17 protein-coding genes and 1 pseudogene are annotated in these 20,980 nt (G+C 36.5%); 4 read left to right on the plus strand and 14 right to left on the minus strand.

The features are described 5' to 3' along the window. Positions 1–5: 5 nt before the first annotated feature. A pseudogene (add, locus tag F5ESL0230_RS07525) lies at positions 6–1,019 on the plus strand (adenosine deaminase). 102 nt (positions 1,020–1,121) lie between these two features. On the opposite strand, the gene bglX reads toward add, so the two are convergent. Together bglX and F5ESL0230_RS07535 are read right to left on the minus strand one after the other, a co-directional pair. Beyond that, on the minus strand, positions 1,122–3,341 hold the full coding sequence (bglX, locus tag F5ESL0230_RS07530) for a beta-glucosidase BglX (protein ID WP_122022251.1): 2,220 nt from the start codon (positions 3,339–3,341) through the stop codon (positions 1,122–1,124). Between the two features lie 52 nt (positions 3,342–3,393). Continuing rightward, on the minus strand, positions 3,394–4,650 hold the full coding sequence (locus F5ESL0230_RS07535; RefSeq protein WP_122022252.1) for a PTS sugar transporter subunit IIC: 1,257 nt from the start codon (positions 4,648–4,650) through the stop codon (positions 3,394–3,396). 134 nt (positions 4,651–4,784) lie between these two features. Here F5ESL0230_RS07535 and F5ESL0230_RS07540 point away from each other — a divergent pair, with 134 nt between their 5' ends. Next, positions 4,785–5,621, plus strand: coding sequence for an AraC family transcriptional regulator (locus F5ESL0230_RS07540; protein ID WP_158593075.1), 837 nt, complete (start codon positions 4,785–4,787; stop codon positions 5,619–5,621). 64 nt (positions 5,622–5,685) lie between these two features. On the opposite strand, the gene F5ESL0230_RS07545 is transcribed toward F5ESL0230_RS07540, so the two are convergent. The 12 genes from F5ESL0230_RS07545 to F5ESL0230_RS07600 form a co-directional block, all read right to left on the minus strand. Then, entirely contained in the window at positions 5,686–7,125 is a 1,440-nt protein-coding gene (locus F5ESL0230_RS07545) for an FAD-dependent oxidoreductase (protein ID WP_122022254.1), read from the minus strand. 63 nt (positions 7,126–7,188) lie between these two features. Beyond that, the gene (locus tag F5ESL0230_RS07550; RefSeq protein WP_122022255.1) at positions 7,189–9,054 is read right to left on the minus strand and encodes an FAD-dependent oxidoreductase; all 1,866 of its coding nucleotides are present in this window, start codon (positions 9,052–9,054) and stop codon (positions 7,189–7,191) included. Positions 9,055–9,084: 30 nt separating this feature from the next. Then, complete coding sequence (locus F5ESL0230_RS07555; protein ID WP_122022256.1) at positions 9,085–10,305, minus strand: nitrate/nitrite transporter; 1,221 nt, start codon at positions 10,303–10,305, stop codon at positions 9,085–9,087. Positions 10,306–10,331: 26 nt separating this feature from the next. After that, positions 10,332–11,816, minus strand: coding sequence for an FAD-dependent oxidoreductase (locus F5ESL0230_RS07560; RefSeq protein WP_122022257.1), 1,485 nt, complete (start codon positions 11,814–11,816; stop codon positions 10,332–10,334). A 200-nt stretch (positions 11,817–12,016) separates the two neighbouring features. Further along, positions 12,017–12,925: a LysR family transcriptional regulator gene (locus F5ESL0230_RS07565; RefSeq protein WP_122022258.1), complete on the minus strand. Its 909-nt coding sequence runs from the start codon at positions 12,923–12,925 to the stop codon at positions 12,017–12,019. A 123-nt stretch (positions 12,926–13,048) separates the two neighbouring features. Beyond that, positions 13,049–14,851: an FAD-binding protein gene (locus tag F5ESL0230_RS07570; protein WP_122022259.1), complete on the minus strand. Its 1,803-nt coding sequence runs from the start codon at positions 14,849–14,851 to the stop codon at positions 13,049–13,051. Between the two features lie 145 nt (positions 14,852–14,996). Beyond that, on the minus strand, positions 14,997–15,965 hold the full coding sequence (locus F5ESL0230_RS07575) for an asparaginase (protein ID WP_090092543.1): 969 nt from the start codon (positions 15,963–15,965) through the stop codon (positions 14,997–14,999). Between the two features lie 106 nt (positions 15,966–16,071). Next, positions 16,072–16,392 carry a carboxymuconolactone decarboxylase family protein gene (locus F5ESL0230_RS07580; protein WP_090092544.1) on the minus strand — a complete coding sequence of 107 codons (321 nt, stop codon included), beginning with the start codon at positions 16,390–16,392 and terminating at the stop codon, positions 16,072–16,074. Then, positions 16,392–16,805, minus strand: a complete 414-nt coding sequence (locus F5ESL0230_RS07585) for a cupin domain-containing protein (protein ID WP_090092545.1) — start codon at positions 16,803–16,805, stop codon at positions 16,392–16,394. The genes F5ESL0230_RS07580 and F5ESL0230_RS07585 overlap by 1 nt, the downstream gene beginning before the upstream one ends. Further along, positions 16,798–17,235: a MerR family transcriptional regulator gene (locus F5ESL0230_RS07590; protein ID WP_122022260.1), complete on the minus strand. Its 438-nt coding sequence runs from the start codon at positions 17,233–17,235 to the stop codon at positions 16,798–16,800. The genes F5ESL0230_RS07585 and F5ESL0230_RS07590 overlap by 8 nt, the downstream gene beginning before the upstream one ends. Before the next feature lie 245 nt (positions 17,236–17,480). Further along, entirely contained in the window at positions 17,481–18,053 is a 573-nt protein-coding gene (locus tag F5ESL0230_RS07595) for a MucBP domain-containing protein (protein ID WP_147440878.1), read from the minus strand. A 156-nt stretch (positions 18,054–18,209) separates the two neighbouring features. Then, the gene (locus F5ESL0230_RS07600; protein ID WP_090092548.1) at positions 18,210–18,902 is read right to left on the minus strand and encodes a 2,3-diphosphoglycerate-dependent phosphoglycerate mutase; all 693 of its coding nucleotides are present in this window, start codon (positions 18,900–18,902) and stop codon (positions 18,210–18,212) included. 156 nt (positions 18,903–19,058) lie between these two features. On the opposite strand from F5ESL0230_RS07600, the gene F5ESL0230_RS07605 reads away from it, so the two are divergent. Beyond that, complete coding sequence (locus F5ESL0230_RS07605) at positions 19,059–19,847, plus strand: hypothetical protein (RefSeq protein ID WP_233551665.1); 789 nt, start codon at positions 19,059–19,061, stop codon at positions 19,845–19,847. Between the two features lie 138 nt (positions 19,848–19,985). After that, positions 19,986–20,954: a Gfo/Idh/MocA family protein gene (locus F5ESL0230_RS07610; RefSeq protein ID WP_122022262.1), complete on the plus strand. Its 969-nt coding sequence runs from the start codon at positions 19,986–19,988 to the stop codon at positions 20,952–20,954. Positions 20,955–20,980: the final 26 nt, after the last annotated feature.

The following is a 20,980-nucleotide window of genomic DNA, read 5'->3' on the forward strand; positions in this document are numbered from 1 at the left end:
AGTTTATTTTTGTGTTAAAATTTACTCGCGGTTTGCCTAAGGCGGAATTACACTTGCATATTGAAGGTACATTAGAGCCAGAACTAAAGTTAAAGCTGACTAAATGCAACAACGTTGATATTGGACAAAAAACTATTGAGGATGTTTAAAAAACATATGATTACCATGATTTAGCATCGTTTTTAGGTGTTTATTATCCAGCTATGAATGTTTTACAAACCGAAGAAGATTTTTATGACTTAGCTTGGGCATATTTGACTAAGGCTGCAGCTAGCAACGTTCGCCATGTTGAAATATTTTTTGATCCTCAAGCTCATACCAGCCGCGGTATTCCTTTTGAGACGGTTATCAATGGCTTATATCAAGCAATGATTGACGCCCGTGCTTTAAACATTGATGCTCACTTGATCATGTGCTTTTTACGTGATTTCTCTAAAGAATCTGCACGCCTTACTTTGCAAGAAGGTTTGAAATATCGCGATAAGATTATCGGGGTTGGACTTGACTCAGATTAACATAATAATCCACCATTAAAATTTGCACGTCAATTTGAAGATGCTGCTGCAGCAGGACTTCATTTAACTAATCATTGTGATATTGACCAAAAAGATTCCATTGAGCACATCCGTCAAGCATTAGAAATTATGGAAGTCGAACGTCTTAAGCATGGAACAAACATTGTTGAGGATCCTGATTTAGTTGAATTAGTAGCTAAAATGCAAATTGGTTTGGCCTCATGCCCACTATCAAACGATTTTGTTTCACCAGAAATGAAAGGTGAAGAAATAATTTCTCTTTTAAAAGCAGGAGTTAAAGTATCAATTAATTCAGACGATCCTGTCTATTTCAAAGGTTATATCAGTGATAATTACTATGCACTTGCGCAAAAGTATCAATTATCGCAAGAACAAATTGTTCAATTAGCCAAAAACTCTTTTGAATCCTCCTGGATTAGCCAAAAGCAAAAAGAACTCTACTTAGCAGAAATTAATTCCTATGTTGCTAAGTTTAGTAAATAACTTATTACATACTCTAATAAAAAGGGAGTGGCCGTGGGTCACTCCCTTTTTAGTTATTCGAGTTTATTTGAGAAGTTAGATAGTTTCAACATATCCCTTAATTTAATCAGTTAAAGTAAAATCCTTTGCTAGACAATCACGAGAATTGCTACCAATAAACAGAGTAAATGTTCCATTCTCTAAAATTTCTTCGCCATAATTATCAAAAAAAGTTAACTGCGTTAGACTGATACTAAAGCTAACAGTTTTTTGAGTGTGAGCTTTTATAGCAACTTTCTTAAAATCAATCAATTTTTTGACAGGCTGAACAATAGTAGCTACTTTATCATGCAAGTAAAGTTGAACTGTCTCTTGGCAATCCCAGTCACTATCATTCTTTAAATCAACTTTGACTTCGATATTCCCAGCATGTGTCATCACATTTTTGTCTAGAGACATGCTCTCATAAGTAACCTTACCATAAGATAAGCCATAACCAAATGGATATAGTGGAGCATCAGGAGCATCCAAGTACTTCGAAACAAAACGTCCAACATGTTGAGAGTCATCGACTGGTCGCCCTGTTGATAAATGATTATAATAAATCGGCTCCTGTCCCGAACTATATGGAAATGACATTGTCAATCTTCCAGAAGGATTGGCTTTCCCAAATAAAATGTCCGCAATTGCTGCACCGCCTTCAGTTCCAGGGAACCAACATTCGAGGATGCTATCAACTTTATCAATAACATTAGTTAGAACAAGCGGACGGCCACTAATAACCAAAAGGACCACTTTCTTTCTCAATTTGGATATTTCATTAATTAAGTTTAATTGATTCTCCGGTAAAGTTAACTTTGTCTTTGCTCCTGCTTCACCTGCCTCAAAAGTGCTTTCTCCAAGTGCTAATACAACAACATCTGCCTTTTTAGCTAATTGAAGTGCTTTTTCATTATTTTCATGCTCGACCTCTTGATCAGAAATAACTTTAGAAATTTCTTCATCATTTGGAAAGCCCATTTTTTTTAGCATTTCTCTGCTTCGATTAATATCTGTTCCTTTAGCAGCCGTAACATTAGAAGTGTAACGCTCTATACCCTCAAGAATTGAAACACTATTTTTAGGTTCACCGTGAACTGCCCACATCCCAAGCAAAGAATGATCCGTACTGTACGGTCCAATTAATGCAACTTTTTCGTTTTTATTAAGTGGCAGTACATCATTCTTGTTTTGCAACATTACAATAGCTTCGCTTGCTAGCTTTCTTGCTAGTTCTCGCTTATCTGATGACAAAACGCTCTTATTTTCACGTGCAATTGAGGTACCGCGATAAGGATCGTCAAACAACCCAAGTTCATTTTTAAGTGACAGCACTCGCCAAACAGACTCATCTATTTTTTCCTCGTTAAGTTTACCATCAGCCACCAACTTCTTTAGACTATTGGCATAACAAGGTGATTTCATGTCAATATCTACTGTGGCATTGATAGCCTTATGTGCTGCATCAAATTCATCCGAAGCAAAACCGTGTTTTACTAGCTCATAAATTGAAGCATAATCAGAAATAATTATTCCATTGAATCCCCATGTTTTTCTAAGTAGCTCATTTAACAATTTTTCATCTGCAGTTGATGGGACTCCATTCAATGAAGTTAGAGAGGTCATAGCCATTTTGGCCCCGGCCTTTACAGCGCTCTTATAAGCTGGCAAATAGTTTTGATAAAGATTGCTGATTGACATGTCAATACTATTATATTCTCTACCAGATTCAACGGCACCATAGCCAGCAAAGTGCTTAAAACAAGCGGCTACGCCATTATTATTTTCAAAATTTTCCTGGAATCCCTCTACCATTGCTTTTGCATATACTGAATTTAGATATGAATCTTCACCTGGAGACTCTAAAACTCTTCCCCACCTTGCATCATGAACAGTATCAAGCATCGGCGCATAGGCCACATGAATTCCTGCAGCTGAAGCCTCATCCGCTGCTGTATTAAAGGCCTCCTTAACCAATTTAGGATCCCAAGATGCTCCCAAACCAATCGGAATAGGATAAACTGTTTTGTAGCCATAAATGACATCCGACATAAACATAACCGGGATATGATGAGGCTGCACCTTCATCTGATGGCTTTGAACTCTTCGTGTTTCTTCAGCACCAGCAACGTTTAAAACTGATCCTGCTAAGTCCACTACTTTTTGTGATATTCCCAGCTTGGTTATGGGTCCGTATGAAATATCATTTGCTTTAAAAAATTCTCCTGATAACTGGATCAATTGTCCAATTTTTTCATCCAAACTCATATCTTTAAGCAATTGTTTCAATTCGATTGTTTTCATTTGTTTATACCTCCAACGAAAAAGAGGTTAATTAAAACCTCTCATTGACAGTTTATTTAGCAGCGTTTTGTTCTTCTGCTACAGCTTTTTTATCTGCTCTTCTAAACCATGGATACCATAGTAAAGGTGACATTACTAATTGAATAATTAAAACTAAAATAACTATTGAAATATGCCCTCCTAGTAGAGCATGAACACCAAGTGGTAATCCAAATACTGCCTGAGCTCCTGTACACCTAGCAACTATTCCTAGCTTAGTTAACAAACCAGCTATTATAACAACAATAGCATTGTTTGTTGCAAATGGTACAAAGAAATCAAAATTTAAAACCAACGGCGTACCAAAAATTACAGGTTCAGTAATACCAAATAAAGCTGGAATAATAGAAATTTTTCCTAATGTCTTAAATCTTTCACTTTTTGCAATAAATAGCATTAACAAAACTAGTCCTAATGCTGTTCCACCCCAAGTATAAAAATTAAAGAAAGCATAGCCATAAATATTTGGAACTGGATGTCCTGCTTTATATGCAGCTAAGTTTTGCATATCAAGAGCCATCCAAATAGGAACAACAATTGGTGTAATCACATTAGTTCCATGAATACCAAAAAACCACATTATCTGTTCAATCAAGCAGACTAGAACCATTGCCCAGAATGATCCACCTATGTGCTGTAATGGTATTTGAATTATCGAAAAAATCAGTTGATGGAAACTACCAAATGAGGTTACACTAAAACCAAGTGCTACAATAGTGAAAAATACACCTAATAAGAGAGTTGGTATTAAGGCTGCAAAAGTATCTGATACCATTGGGGGAACACCAGCTGGCATCTTAATAGTCCATTTATGTTGTTTCATGTAAACATATGACCTACCAACTACAATTCCCACAATTATTGCTGAAAACAAGCCATCAGCACCAAGCCAAGTTGTTGGAACGGCAGTTACATCTTTAATATTTCCAAGTGGTGTAATTATTAAAAACGACATTAATGCGATGATGCCTGCACTTGTTCCATCATCATCATTAAGGAACATTTTCGCGATATATTTTCCCATTAAAAAGACAACATATAACGCAATTGCCCCAATTGTTGCTGAGTTAACAAAACCCATAATTTTTGCCAATTGAGCAAACTTCCATCTACCTGCATATACTGCAACTAACGTCGCAAATGAACCAATAATCATGGGGCCTAGAGTAGCCATCATTGCACCCATAACTGCTTGTAAGTATTTATTATTTCCTATTTTGTCGACCCATGGCTGCAACTTTTGAAAGAGTTTAGTCATCTTTTCCTTCATAAAAATTCTTCCTCACTGTTTTTTATTTTTCTAAAACAATAGTAAAGCGTTTCCAATGAAGTTAAAATACATTTTTTAAATAGGAAACATGTAAAATAATGACCTTCCAACATATTTTGATAGGGGAAATGCCTATGTCATATATCCAACATGAAAAAATAAGTAATTCAAAAAAATTGCCTTTTAAAGTGTTCAATTTTCATGCTCATAATCTAAATAGAGTTATTCCGATGCATTGGCATCAAAGCACAGAACTACTTTATTGCGCACATGGTAAACTTGAAGTTAAGTTAAAAAATCACAATTTTTTATTATGCAAAAATGATTTTATAGCAATTAATCCGTATCAAATACACTCGACTAAAAGCTTACAAAAAAATTCGGTACTATGTATCCAATTACCATTGTCATTTTTGAATGAACTTACTAATAATACTTTTTTGTATAAATATATTTTTGCAGCAAATTCATGTATAGAATCCAATACAATTAATCAGGAACTTATCTCAACTTTTAAAGACATTATAAACTTACAAAATTCAAATAGTTCGTTAGTTACAAACCTTAAGATCACCACTAACGTTATTAACGTTGTTCGAATATTAACTGAATATTACGCTAAAGAGAGCAATATCGATCAACAGGAAAGTAACATTTACTTTGCTAAAGAACTCACCAGCTTTATTTCACAAAATTTTGATAAAGATATTCAGATTCATGACGTTTCCCAACACTTTGCATATTCTGAGGGATATACCTCAAGACTCATAAAGAAAAGTCTAGGGACATCATTTTCTGAACTTTTAAGACTTGTTCGAATAAATAAAGCCATTGATTTAATGAACTCTTCTCCAAAATCTTGGATAGAAATCGCTGAATTAACTGGTTTCAAAACCTATCGGAATTTGTACAATGCATTTTATAATGTCTACCAAATGTCACCTAATGAATTTAAAAACCAGAACCAATAAAAACCAACTTCCATTTTTTGGAAGTTGGTTTTTGAGAGAATATAGAATTAAAACTAACTTATGTTTACGCCTTATTTACAATTGCTTTGACTGCATTTCGCCCAGAGAAAACACAGTATCCAGCATGGGTTCCCGGCACGTTAACACCGTATGTATCGCCATAGAGAACTGCGGAACCATCACCACCAATTGCATATAAGCCTCTAATTAATCGTCCTTCAGTGTCTAAAACCTGATTATTGACATTAACCCGCAAACCATCACCTGTAGTATAGGCTCCAACACCTAATTCAATTGCATAAAATGGACCATTGCCATCAACAGGTAATAGATATTTAGCAGGTTTATGGAAATCCGTATCTTCGCCGTTTGCTGCCATTTCATTGTAATGTTTTACGTATGAAACCAGATTTGGTGTATCGATTTCTTCTGCTAATTCCTCAAGGGTATTAGCTTTGTGTAAGTACTCACGACCATCTTTTTCAGCCTGCTCTATATCATCACGCAAGGTTGGATAACGATCTTCCGGTACAAAAGGCTTCATTGATCTTGGATATGATTTGTCTGTAAAGTCATCTAAGATCTTTTGACTAAAAATACAAAAAATTCGATCTTGGCGATTCATAGCATTGCCTTCATTAGCCCAATTAACAACCGCTGCGCTTTCATCAACAAAGCGTTCGCCCATTTCATTAACCCAACATTGCGGTTGATCACATACAGAACTCCAAATCGCTGTCCCCCACAACTTATAAGCAGGAATGGTCGGGTCTTTTAATTGTCCCCCGAACATCATTGCCATTCCAGTAAAGAATTTCTTGGCACCCAAATTCCATGCTAAGCGCAGACCATCACCGGTATTTTTGCCAGAATTAACAGGAATAATATTTTGCGGATTTTGATGAGCAGTGCTGGCTAGTAATTCTTGATCGTTCAAATAACCCCCAGTTGCCAAAACTATATTCTTAGCTTTAGCAACTCGCTCTTTTTCATCGATCATTTGAAGTAAAGTTACTTCATAAGAATTATCAGTTTCTTGCTTTAAATCGATTACCCGCGTTTGCGTAACCAGCTTCACACCTTTTTCTTTGGCATATGGCTCCAAGCCATTATGAATTGCGTCATGGCCTTTACCTTCAAACAAATGCCATGTTTTAGCACCATCACCAAGTCCGGCAACCATCGTAATTTTAGCGCCTCGCTCTTCAAGCCAAGAAACATTCGTACCCGCTTGATCAATGTACTTTTGCCACATTCTGCCATCGGCACGATAATGAGAATAATTTAATTCTTCTTGTAAAAGCTCTTTTTTGTCAATAACCGCATCTTCTTGCTTTTGTATTACTGAATCAGCAGCAAACACCCCTTCAACATAATTACCTGTACCACCTGTCGTTTTTCCTTTTTCAACAAGTAAAGTTTTTAAGCCTTGATCACCAGCTTCGGCTGCTGCGGCAAACCCAGCAAGACCAGCACCAACAATTACTACATCATAATCTTCCATTCTTTAGACCTCATTGCTTTAGTAAAGAACATGGTCAATTCAGTTAATCCATGCTCTTTAAATTTAATTACTTTCTTTAGCAGTTTCTGCTGCATCAATTCCTGCTAAACGACCAGAAATGTAAGCAAAACCTAGAGTACCACCTTCAAAATCAACATAAGCTTTGCCATACATCCCGGATGCATCAGCACCAGCAATATATAAATTGCCAACTGGTTCGCCGTCAGGCTTCAATGCACGCATCTTTTCATCAATTGTGGCACCGCCTAGAGTCCCAAGATTACGGGCAATAAACTTAACAGCATAAAATGGGCCCTGTTCAACTGGAATCATGCGCTTAGTGTCAGAGAAGAATAACTCATCTTCCCCCTTCTTCTTAGCTTCATTGTACTGGTCAACTGATTTTTGCAAATTGATTGCGTCAACTCCCATCTGCTCAGCCAATTCAGGAATGGTCTGACCAATAAAGACAACATTCGTTGATGATAATTGTTTCAAAAGAGTCGTAAAATCAGTCTTTTCATGCTCACGCTTAATACTTTCATCAGTATCCGTTGGGAAGTTAAATTCCATGTAAAATTCGCGCTTGTTCTTCCATTTGCCATAGTGATCTTCAATTGCGACCGTGCCGCCTTCCTTAATCTTATCAAGCATGGCCTGATCTAAAATAACAAATTCGGTTTGCTGCGGTTGTTCAGATAATTCCGCTCCGTGGACTGCAAAGTCTAAAGCATGGGTTTCACTAGCATAACGTTGACCGCGCTTATTGACCCGCAAATTAGGAAAATCGGCTAAAGCATTTAATGGCATCCAACTAGGACCAACTAGCTTAGCCATTGCTCCAATTTCCTTATTACTAAAAGTTTGCCAAAAATAATGAGTTGAACCATTGATATGACGGGCAGTGCCAGCTGACCAAGCCATATTTAAACCATCACCGGTATTTTGCAAAACCTGCCCTTGGGTACTAACATCACCTAGATATTCTTTACGCATTTCGGCATTACCACCAAAGCCACCAGTTGCAATAATGACCTTTTTAGCGTTGACTTGTAATTCCTGCTCATCACTTTGTGCAATTAAACCAATAACTTGTCCTTGATCATCCTGCAATAACTTCTGCCCGGCAAAGCCAAAGTACATTTGTCCACCGAGAGATTTAAACTTTTCAATCAGTTTGGTAACGGCTTTTGTACCACCTTCTTGATAACCATGCAAAGTTGCCGGCATCCCAATATGATCGAAACTGCCACCTGTTCCGGCATCAACCAACTTCATAATTGCGCCATTTTCATTGAGCCAGTCAACCGTTTTTCCAGATTCATCAATAATCCGGCGTACTAAAATTGAATTCATATAGCCTTGAGAAGCATCCATATACTCATCATAAAGCCACTTTTTAGAAACGACTTGGTCTTGATCTTTTTGTTGCTGACTATCACCGGCAAACATTCCACCAGCAAAAGTACTAGCACCAAGGGGAGAAATGGTTTTTTCTAATAATGCAACACTTGCGCCATGCTGTATGGCAGCAAGTGCTGCAGCTACACCGGCTCCACCTGCACCCACAACTGCAATATCAACCGTAATTTCCCTTTTAGTAGTTGTACTAGTTTGAGCACTATTTTCTTTTAAAGCAGCAAAATCAACTTCAGCTTTAGTCAAAGCACTTTTGACACCTTCAATAATCCCGCGCGAAGTTTCAGATGCCCCTGAGACTACATCCACATCAATTGACTGCTGATCAACAATCTTTTGCGCCATCTTCTGAAAAGCATTATCTGCTAAACTATCTGGAGCATATCGATCAAGTGAGTTTACCCTAATAATTTGGTCACTACCCACCTCAACTTCAAGGTTGATTTGACTCTCTTTTCCTTGTCCTGAACCGGTATATTTACCTGGCTTATCTGTAATTTTTTTGGCCATTTTAAAAATCCTCTTAATTTAAATTAATTACTATTTACGCCGCCGTGCATCATTGGCATCTGGTAGTATTGCCATAAATATGATTGTTAAAGCAAAAACAATTCCTTGAATAATGAAAGTTAAGGCGTAATTTCTACCAGCAATTGCAGAAACAATAACTGGAATACAATATGATAAAAGTAAGGAGACAGTTCCAACTAATCCGCCTGCAGAACCCGCATACTTCGGTCCAATCTCAGGGAAAGTAATTGGCATTGATTGCATTACTGGACCAGTCACCGCACCAAACAATCCCCCAAGGATTAAGGCAATGGTTAATGGTAGCCCCATTGGCACGTACCAAGTAACTGCTATTAATAAACCACCCAAAATAGTTACAGCTATCATTACTGGTTTAGCCTTCTTAGCCTTATTAATTAAAGCCGGGCCAAATAATGAACCACACAGACTACCAATTGTTCCAACAGCCGCAATCATTCCAGCAGTACGTGGCGATAATCCCCTAGCAACAAAAGCTTGCGGTAAAATGCCAGAGAAAGCTTCACTAGCTCCCATGCCACAACCAACAGATAAGGCTACTAGCCATGTTTTCTTACTATGAGCAGCTGCTTTAAAGAAATCAATAGAAGATGCTGCTCGTTCTTGCTTAAGTGCTTCAGGCGGTAGTTCTTCTCCCTTAGGCGTATCTCTAACCAAGAGAATCCAACCAATCGTTAAAACCAATAAAACACTTGATGAAAACATATAAGCTGCTTCGACACTTGGAAACATTGGACTAGTTACTTGTGACAGCATGATTCCGATACTAGCTGAAGCGAAAAAGACTCCCATTGCTAAGTTGGTATCTTGCTTAAACCAAGTACCAAATAACTTTAAAGTATTAGCATTTAACAGGGCCATATAAACGCCAAAAAGTAATAACATAATCATCATTGAAGCAAAGTTATGTGCCACTAAGCGTCCATAAGCGCCCAAGACAGAAATAATACAGCCAACAGCTACAATTCGTTTCGCACCAAAACGATCAGCTAAAGAACCTGCCGGAATACTTAAGAATACAGCTACTAACATTGGAGCCATTAGTAAACTGCTAAATTGAGCTGGCGAAATATGTAACTCCGGCATAATTTGTGTTGCTAAAGCCGAAATTTGAAATTGAATATAACTACTAATTGCATCAAGTAAAGCCGCAATTGCTAAAATAACCCAGCGATAATTCGAAAGCTTAGGCATTGGTCTTTCATTCATCATAATCAAAACTCCTTTATTAAATTACCTTAGTTATTGGCCGCATTTTGACCGGCTAAACGCCCAAAAGTTTGTGCATGGCTGCAAGTTAGGCCCGGAACACGGTCTGGATATGAGCCCCAGAAGAAACCACCACTAGCATTACCTGCTGCATATAAGTGCGGAATTGGGTTACCATCTTTATCAATCACTTCCATCTTAGAATTGATTCGTAAGCCATCAAGCGTCGCTAAAAGTCGTCCCCCCATTATGACGCCATAATATGGACCATGTTCAACTGGGTATAATCTGAATTTTTCTTTGCCAAAATCAGTATCTTTACCTTGCTTACACATCTGGTTATACCGTTTAACTGTTTCAACCAACTTATCTTTTGGTAAAGCTAATTTTTCAGCCAGTTCTTCAATCGTGTCAGCCTTTTGTACCATTCCATCATCAAGGCGGCGTTGAATTTCGGCCTTATTTTCTTCAGTATTATAAATTCCTGGCCAACCTAAGCGAGAACAGCCTTGCGTATCAAACTGTGCTAAATGATCCATAGTTTCTTCAGACCAAATTTGTGCTTCAAGATAACCAGGTTGTTTTGACATGGCATTAATATCAAATTGATAAGGAACACTTTCATTACCGAAGCGTTCACCATTTAAATTAACCTTTAGTAAGGGATAGGCACCTAACCAAAAGTACCCCGGACCTTTAAAGTCAATTTTATAAAAATCTTCAGCCTTAGTTCCTACCGGCACCGCCCCGCGATCAAAAATAATTTCAGCGGGTTCTTCATCTCGCGCTGCGCCTACTTTTAGACCAGCAAGAATACCTGAGCCATCGTCACGTGGTCCATCAGAATAAACATTCTTCTTGTATCCAAGTGGATTCCATTTCTTCATTAAATCAACATTGCCACCATAACCGCCAGTACAAATAATAACGCCCTTAGTGGCTTGATATTGTGTTTTTTTACCACTAGCACGGTCACTAGTAATAACGCCAGTTACTTTTCCTTGATCATTGGTTAAAATTTCTTCCATCTTGGTATTGTACTTAAGCATCACACCTAATTGCTGCGCTTTATTGAGTACCCACTCACCATAGTGCGCCCAACCATTATCTGGCGTAGCAATTGCTAGTTCAGTATTAAAAGCGGTATTAACGATAGTTTCATAGTGAGCATCTTTTTGTGGTCTTAAAACACCACCATTTGGTTTCAAAATCTGATCTTCAAGCCAATTAGCTGTTTCATCAGCATGGTTAGCCCAAGTCCAAAGTAATCGTTCATCAACATTGTCTTGGAAAAAAAGTGTTAAAAAATTTAATAATTTAGCTTTATCAACCTTAATTCCTGCTCTTTTTTGCGCATTGCTATTAAGTGCTGCAAAAAAAGAACGAAAGAGAAATTGTGAACTTCCTTGCTTATCAATTAATAAAACCTTGGCCCCCTTTTCAGCCGCTGCACACGCTGCCATTGCTCCTGAATTACTTGCCCCAGCAACGATTACATCATAAGTATTCTCCATTTTTATCCCTCACTTTTAAAGTAATCTTTTAAGCACTTTTATCATACTATCAATTTAGTGAATCTTTGCACTAAATTAAGAATTTAAGATTACTAAATGGAATAATTACCAAAATGATAAAAAATAAGTAACAAAAAATGCTTGTATGCCGCCCTTTTTTCTAGACTACAAGCATTTATTTAATATTTTTAATTTGTGCATTATTTATTTTTTTGCTTTAAATATTCTGTGATTGCTTTATTTAAAGTCGTAATCACTTCTTTTAAAACCGACTCATTAGTAAAAGATTTCATATAGGCAATGCCATATGGAGAAATATCATGATAATCGATTGGGACATAGCTGATATCAGTAGCTTGATAATCAGCAATAAAATTAGGCAAAATACCATACCCCCAACCGCCACGAACATAAATATTCATTGCCAAAAAATCTTGAACAAATTTAATATGATCCATTCCCATATGGTTAATCAATTCATTTTGAAAATTGACCTGTACATTAAGTGAACTATTTGGATCGAGCAAAAACAAATCCTGTTTAATCAAATCTGATAAAGAAATTACTTTTTTTTGCGCCAAAGGTGAATCAGGGGGACAAGCTGCTACTACCTGACCCTGAATTAAAGGTTCAAACTGAACGTCATCTACCACATTGACATCGTCACGTGCAATAGCGCATAAATCAACATGATGATTAAGCAACTCGCCAATTGAGTTATTTAGAACAAAAACAAACTGGATATTCAAATTACTTCCAGCCTCGCGTAACTTACGCAAAAAAAGGGGCAAAACACTTTGCTCTAATGGCGTATCACATACACCGATTCGCAAGAGGGTCTCTGGGTCATTTCTTTTACTTTGTAAATAGGCAACAGTATAATCCATATCATCTACCACATTACGTGCCACACGATAAAAATATTTACCCGCATCCGTAAGTGAAATGCGATGATGTCCTCGGTTAATCAAGGTTACGCCGATGGTATTTTCTAAGTCTTTAATATTCTTTGAAACTGCTGATTGAGAAAAGTTCATTCTCTCTGCTGCAATTGTAAAACTTGAATTATCTACAGCCTTGATAAAGCAACGTAACTGAGTAAAATTCATTTTTATTCTCCGCCATCAATAAATTCTTTATTCAAAATATAATTACTCTATTTTACTCATTATAACTAAAGTTTTTTGACTACACAAAAAGATCATTACTAATAATGACCTTTTTAACTATCTTTATTTAATCTTGCTTAAAGCATCATTAACGGCATCCCGTAGTCCCCTACTGGTACTGGAAGCACCGGTAATTGCATCAACATCAGTACGATTTTGCTTGACCATTTCCTTAGGTAAAATCTCAATTGCTTTTTGTCCATAATCAGCTGATTCTGCCTGCTTCAACACTTCAATTTCTTGCAAATTCTTATTTTCATCAACAGTAACTCGGACTACAATTTCGTCACCCATACCGCGACTTGAACGACCAATGTATTGATTTTTAGCTGTGGGGTAAGTTTCCCGCCTTAAATCAGAATTTAAATGTTTCTCACTTACCGAAGCACCACTTGCCACGTCAGCTTCATTAGCCAATTTTGGTATTGCAGCATTTTCCCCAGCAATCTTACCCCAAATCAAACATTCGGCTAAGTTGCCACCACCTTGGTATTGATTGGCACTAATCCCACCTAATTCTCCTGCTGAATATAAGTGTGGAATTACTTGACCCTTAGTATCGATAATCTCAGCTTTCACATTTCTTCTGGGACCGCCTTGAGTATTAAGCATCGTTTGTTCCAGCTTAACTGCAAAAATTTCAGCTCCAGTAAAAGCTTGTAGAGTAGTTGACGCACGATGAAATTCGGAATCGTTATGTTCTTCACATGCATGATTAAACCTAGCTACCGTCTGATTCAAGACCGCTGGTTCAATTTCAATTTTTTCTGCTAATTCTGCTGGTGAACTAGCACTAATTATCTGATTATAATATGGTGCATAGCTACCAATTATTGGATCGTGATCAAGCTCCTCTTTCTTCTTGCTGTCAAAAATTAGATAGGGGTGGACTTGATTCATTGGCACTTTCCATTGACCATGATTCTTAATATGGCCATGTCGATTTTCTTCTGCTTCATTAAAATATCTTGTACCATCATCACCAATCACAAATGCGCTGCCATGAGCAACTTTTTCATTTTGTTCACCTAACATTAAACGACCGCGCTCACCTTGAGGTACAGCAAAAGCCATTCCGTGTAAGAGACCCAATGACTCAAAATTATGCATATGCCAAAGATCAGCACCAACTTCTTGTGCCAGCCGAACACCATCACCTTTATTGTAAAGTGTACCTAAAGGAGCTAATTTTTTTGCTCCTAAATAATCTTCAACCATGCGCTGATTATTTTCAAAACCGCCAGTAGCCAGTACTACACCATTTTTAGCTTGAACGTTTAGCCTCTTATTATCACGTTCAATTACAACGCCCTCAATTACTCTAGTTTGACCATTTTGAATTAATTCAATGGCTGGTGTATTATACAAAACATCAATCTTGCTTTGTCTTTTGCTTACTTGATTTTTTAAAATTTGCCATAAAGATGCATCAAACCATGATTTGGCGACCGTTGTAAAATCATGCGTTTCTGAACCTTCATATTCAGGAAATTCTTCAAATGCCCAACGTGATTGAGGTGCATAGTCTTTAGCACTGCATGGTTCTACTTCTAAATACTTAGAAACATATTCAGGCATTGCCACCATACCTTTAACATAAGTGTCAATCATCTCTTCATCTAATGACATCGGTGCTGTTAATTGTTGGTAATATTTTTTCATTTTGTTAAAATCTTCACCAGTTCCCAATAGCTGAGCAGAATAACGTGTATTCCCACCCTCATGGCCTTCTGGAGCAGCATCGACCAACAAAACCCGCGCATCTTGGTCCGCAGCAAAACGGGCAGCTGTTGCCCCCGCGCCACCAAATCCTAGTACTACAACATCATAATTGGCATCCCATTCAATATCTGCTTGGTAAATCATAAGCTTTCTCCTATATGCAATCGCTTTCATATATTTTATGAGAATAATAGCACATATTACAACCTCAAACAACCAATAATTTATAGTTATTCATTATCTGTAAGTTAGAAATAAAAATCGTTCATCAGTGATGAACGATTTAAACTTAATTATTAATATATTTTTTTAATTCTAAGCCTGATAAGCCTGCACTCAAGCCAACCAATAATTTAATTCTCGCCTTTTGCCCATTTAAGCCCCGACAATAAATAATTCCCATCTTATTTAAGTTAACTCCGCCGCCTTGATAATCATAAACCGGCTCAGCAATTCCATTAAAGCAACGTGAAACTAAAACTATTGGAATCTTATGCTCAACAAGTGCTTGAAGCTCTGGTAAGGTTTCAGGTGGCATATTACCAGCTCCTAAAGCCTCAATTACAATACCATTAGTTGCGGTCTGGTTCAAAGCCCGAAACAATTCCGTTCCCATCCCTGCGTAAGCTTTAACTAAAAATACTTGATCAACTACATAATTAATTGGTAGATGTTGTTGCGGTTTAATTGTCTGTACATAATTGACATGACCTTCTGAAACAATACCGATTGGTCCAAAGGTTGGCGTGCGAAAAGTGGCAACATTTGTAGTATGGGTCTTAGTTACATAACGTGCTGAATGAATTTCATCATTCATAACTACGACCACGCCTTTACCCACTGATTCTTTGGAACTAGCTACCATGATTGCCGTCCGAAAATTATATAGACCATCACTTCCAATTTCATTAGAAGAGCGCATTGCCCCTGTGACTACTACTGGCATGTTACTAGAAATAGTTAAATCTAAAAAAATTGCGGTTTCTTCTAAGGTATCCGTCCCGTGAGTTACCACCGCACCATAAAATCCCTCTGCTTCAGCCTGACGAATTCTGAGTGATAACTGTAACATTCGTTCTGGATTCATATGCGGCGAAGGTACATTAAAAATTTCTTCAGTTACTAGTTCAAGTTCACTTTTATTTTTTAGAGAAATATTAGCGAGTGGATTGCGTTCATTGGGTTTAATCTTACCTGATTCATCTTCTGACATTGAAATTGTACCGCCAGTATGTAAAATAAGGATTTTTTTAGTCATAATTGGTAACCCCTTCATCAATATAAAAATGTTGTTTTTACTTAAACACATTATAGCCGATTTGACTGGCTCTATTGCTGAAGTAGGACAATTTTAAAACAATTACTTATTCTCCATAAACCTCTTTTACCAAATCAAAAGTCGACCAAGCTTTAGGCCAGCCACAATAAAAGGCTAAATGAGTAATAATTTCAACCATTTCTTCTTTAGTTACCCCGTTATTTTGAGCAATTTTCAGATGCGCTTTTAATTGCGGAAAAGCACCTTGAGTCATTAAAGATGCGCAAGTAATTAAACTACGTTCCCGGGCAGATAATTGCTTTTCACGTGACCAAACTTGACCAAATAAAACATCATCATTCAATTCAGCAAACTTCGGGGCCAGCTTACCTAAATTATCACGTCCAGCTGTTTGTTTTTTCATCATTAATCCTCCAATTGTTGATATACTTCATCTGGTACTGGTTCAAGCCATTCTGGTGTACCACTTGTAATAGCCACATGCGCAAACCAACTATCCTTAGTCGCTCCATGCCAATGCTTGACTCCATCATGGACTACCACAACATCACCTGGATAAAGTTTTCGAGCCGGTTGACCCTCTGCTTGATACCAACCTTCACCAGCAGTTACCAATAAAATTTGAAACCCACCATTATGTTTATGCCAGTTATTACGACATCCAGGCTCAAAACTAACATTAGCTACATTAACATTGAGCTTGGGATCAGCTACTAAATTTTGCAAATAGCTTTGTCCAATAAAATATTTTTGGTAGGCCGTATTTTTTTCACCTAATGCAAATAGGGCTTGCTTAACTTCATTTTCATGTTTAATCATTTTGTTTCCTCTCCCTAATTCGATTTAAATAAGCTACAAAAGTTTCATCATCGGCAATGGTTGCATTTTTCTTACCTTCGTACCAAGCAATTTTTTGTTTAACAATGGTTAAACTATTTTTTAAATTAAATAATTGCGCTTCAGCCTGAACTTGGACTTGCTTGAGTAAAGCTAGGCGCTGACTAATTGTCTCATCTCCTTGAGCGCGTAAATCAACATATTTTTTCAGGTCAGTAATGGTCATCCCCGTGTCTTTTAAATGTAGGATAAAATTTAACCAAGCTAAATCTGCATCAGTATAAAATCGTTGACCCAAACTATCACGTTTTGGCGCCAACAAACCTTCTTGCTCATAATAACGCAAAGTTGCTGCTGGCAAATAAGTTACCTGACTAAATTGACCGATACGATACTTATTCGCCCTTCTCATTAATTACTCCTAATTTTAATTTAGACAAGAATACTGTCTGTTTTTACTAAATTATAGGATAACCATACCCCTTAAAGTTAACTTTAAGTCAAGTATTTTGGATGTAAAATATTTGGTTAGTAAATTTAGTAATTATAAAAACCGCTAGTTACAAGCGACTAGCGGTTTGATTTCTTTTTTTATAGCTCAATTAATATCAATTATTAATTCTGGTAAACTGGCCTAATTAACCCAAAAATGTTCCACTATTTTGTGTTCTGGGTTGGAGCTTGATAAGCACTATCCTTAATATAAATATACTTGACTACTTGTGCTTCCGCTTTAAAGCGTCCTTTAGCATTATCTGTCCGCTTTTTTAGTAAATAACCTTTAACCGACTTGAAGATCGAAGCATAACTAACTCCTTCTTTCCCCCTTAAAATTTCACTTTGGGCAATCAAATTATTATCCTCATCCACATAGTTAACTAGAACCTGGCAATTACTAGTAGTTCCAGCTGTTGAATGCGGGGCTGAAACTTCAGGTTCAGTCACAGTCTCACTAGCAGCTGTAGTAACTGGTAAAATTTCTAATGCCGATGCTTGCTTATTAGACAATTTGTTTTTGTCAAAATTACACAATTTTTGTACAGCATTACCCATTACTTGCAATTGTTGCTTAGCTCTTTTTTTAAAGTTAGTTCTGTCAGCTAACAAGTCAGACCAAGAGATGTGCTTGTCTTTCAGTGATCGCTGTTGAAAATAAAAAAAGCTAACTGCCGCTGAAAGTACAATGCCACTCAACATTAATTTGGTGTGATGCTGATCGCTTCTTTTCATTTTATTCACCAATTACCCCTTCAATAATACAAAAAAATAAACTTTGCTTATAGTATAGCAAGTTAATTCAATACATGCACCGTTTAATAACTATAAAAAAATTTTATAACAAAAAAGACCATTCAGATTCCTCTAAAATAGTCTTTTACTGATTAATTAATCATCTAGCTTTTCTTTGTTAACAACCTTTAATTTGTCATCAAAAGTGTAGACAACTGGTTCACCAGTCTTCATTTCCAAATCCATAATATCTTCATCAGAAATGTTTTCAATGTACTTAGTCAAGGCACGAAGTGAATTACCATGAGCAGCAATAATAACGTTCTTACCAGCTAGTAAGTCAGGAGCAATATGATCTTCCCAGAATGGCATTACTCGCTCTAAGCAAACCTTTAAATTCTCTGTCCGTGGAATGATGTTCGGATCAAGATCAGCATAACGACGATCGTGCACTTGACTAAATTCTGAATCATCTTCCAATTTTGGTGGCAAAACATCATATGAACGACGCCAAATGTGAACTTGATCATCTCCATATTTGTCAGCAGTTGCTTGTTTATTCAAACCTTGCAAACCACCATAGTGACGTTCATTTAAACGCCATGATTTAGTTTCTGGTACCCATAGTTGGTCACTTTCAGCTAAAGCATAGTGCAAAGTCTTAATTGCACGTGTTAAAACTGAAGTATAAGCTTGGTCAAACTTAAGACCATGCGCTTTAATTAAACGACCAGCATTTTTGGCTTCTGCAACACCTTGTTCTGAAAGGTTAACATCAACCCAACCAGTAAACTTGTTTTCAAGATTCCATTCACTTTGTCCATGACGGATCAAAACTAATTTTGACATGAAATATCTCCTTTGCAAATTAAAAGCTTCACTTATTATTTTACACATTTAAATTTTGTTTTCATAGGGTTTAGAACTAAAAATCGTTTTTTAATTTAACATTTTACGATACAATAGAGATATTAATGATTATAAGAAAAGAGATTTTTTAACAAAATGAGATTAAAAAAAGTATTACTTGGTATGGGGCTCATTGTAGCACTGATTAGCAGTGGTTGTGCAGCACCAAAAAAGCCAGCTGAACCGGTTCTGAACAAATCAACCGTAATCAAAAAGTCACAACAAACTTTTAAAAGTGGCCAAGCCAAGCAGCTAATTAATTTAAAAACTGATACAGAAAGTCAAGTTATCACTTCTACATATACCTTTGGTGGTAATCCAACTATTTTTCATTTGAATTATCAAACTCAAGCTAAAGGCAAAAGCAGTAATTTAGAGGAATGGATCAGTAATACTAATAAGGCTTATATTAATGGGCAAAGTACGTGGTATGTTACTCCCCTTGATAAACTAACTGGACATTCATATAACGATATTGTCGACGCTGTTATGAATAACAAAATGCTACTAGATCCACCTAATAAACTCATTAATGCCTATCAAATGAAGCGGTCAAGTAATAAATATACTTTAACTGCAACACTTACTGATAAAAAAATAATGCAAGCTGCCGTTCAGCCAATCTTTAGGACAAATAACCAAAGCAAAAAACAATTACCAGCTTATAAACAACTCGCTCAAAAAGGGACCTATCAAAAAATGGACGTTAAACTTGTTGTTAAAAAGCAAAAATTGGCATCTTTTAGTTATAAAGTATATATGAAAATAGGAAAAATTATGCAACTTGAAGTTGGTCAAAGCTATGCCAATATTGGCACCCATGATTTTTTAAAGATGCCAAACAATGTTTTAGATGCGAAGCCTTTACCGCAAAAGAAAAAATAAAACTAATAAAAACACACTATAACCTTAGTTATAATGTGTTTTTTATTTTAGAGAGACAAGCACGCCTATTGCCCATCTATATCGAATCATCTAAGATTGAAGTAGTAATAGATATAATTTTTAAAAGGAGGATTATTCATGAAATTAGGAATCATTGGTAGTGGTATGATTGTACACGATTTTTTACAAACAGCAGATAAAATTGCCAATATGAAAATAACCGCTATTTCAACCACTGAACGCAGCCAACACGTTGCCCAAAGTCTGGCCAAACAATATAACATTAAAGATGTCTTTACAAATAACGAACTTTTATGTAACGATAACAACGTTGACACTGTTTATGTGGCTGTACCAAATTCATTACACTACCAAGTAGTAAAACAAGCTATTTTAGCTGGTAAAAATGTAATTTGTGAAAAGCCTTATGTAGCAACAGTTGCCGAAGCTACTGAACTCAAGCAATTGGCTGACCAGCATAAGGTAATTATTTTAGAGGCAATTACAAATATTCATTTAAAAAATTATCAAGCAATCAAAAAAATAATAAATAAAATTGGACCCATTCACATTATTTGCCTCAATTATACTCAATATTCTAGTCGTTATGATGACTTTTTAGCCAATAAAATTGCGCCTGTTTTCGACCCCACTAAGGGCGGTGGAACCTTAATGGACCTAAATATATATAATATACACCTAGTAGTTGGTCTTTTTGGCAAACCGATTAGTGTGCAATATTATCCAGTTGTGCAAAAAGGTATTGATACTTCAGGTAGCTTAAATTTAGTTTACCCAGATAAGCAGGCCATTCTTATTGCAGCTAAAGACTGCTATACTACACCCCGTTCTTTTATTGAAGGAGAAAAAGGTTCTATTTATTTTGATGGATCAACAGGTGTTATTAACGACTTTACAGTTGAAATGCGTAATGGAGAAACTAACCGCTTACGTTTTAATCAATATTCACACCGTATGGCTAGCGAATTCAATAATTTCAGTAAAATTATTGATCAACATGATCAGCAAATGGCTAACAAATTATATGAGCATAGTACTGCTGTCATTGATGTTTTAGCTAAAGCTAAGGCATCAATTAAAAATTAATTTTTCTACATAAAAAAACAGTCCAA

Origin of the sequence: Lactobacillus sp. ESL0230, assembly GCF_003692805.1 — a bacterium.
In the GTDB taxonomy this organism is placed as follows: domain Bacteria; phylum Bacillota; class Bacilli; order Lactobacillales; family Lactobacillaceae; genus Lactobacillus; species Lactobacillus bombicola.